General features: G+C 46.5%; 1 pseudogene. It reads right to left on the bottom strand.

Going from position 1 to position 507, the window contains the following annotated elements:
- Positions 1–507 (bottom strand): annotated as a pseudogene (locus R7R24_RS30675) (ribonuclease D); the annotation flags it as partial.

Here is a 507-nt window from a genome sequence, read left to right as displayed (position 1 = left end):
GTTAAACCTAAACGAGCAACCGTTAGCAAATCACCCTCTTTGAAGATGAAGTTTAGTGCTAAGTCGCGCTTGATTGCTTCACGATAACGCCAAGTCGCTAGCGGCTTTAACACAGCTAACTCTGACGGTTTAAGTTGCCACGCTCCTTTAATATCAAGGTACGCATTTTCTTCGTTGGTTTCGCGAATGCGTTTGGAAACCAACAAGTCGCTCTCTTGCTGCACCGCTTCCCACCAACCAGCTTCAGTGACTTTATCGAGCAATTTTTCGTAAAGTGGCAACAAGTAGTGAACGTCTGCCGCTGCATAATCAAGTTGCTTTTGCGTGAGAGGACGAGCCATCCAGTCGGTGCGAGATTCACTCTTGTCCAACGCAACACCTAAGTATTCTTCCACCAGCGTTGCAAAACCTGTTGACAGCCCGTGGCCAAGAAACGCCGCCATTAACTGTGTATCGACCATTGGAAATGGCGTACAACCAAATGCATTTTGGAATACTTCTAAATCT

This window comes from Vibrio sp. 704 (genome assembly GCF_033339295.1).
Note: the sequence above shows the minus strand (reverse complement) of the source record. Positions and strands in the feature narration are given on the sequence as shown.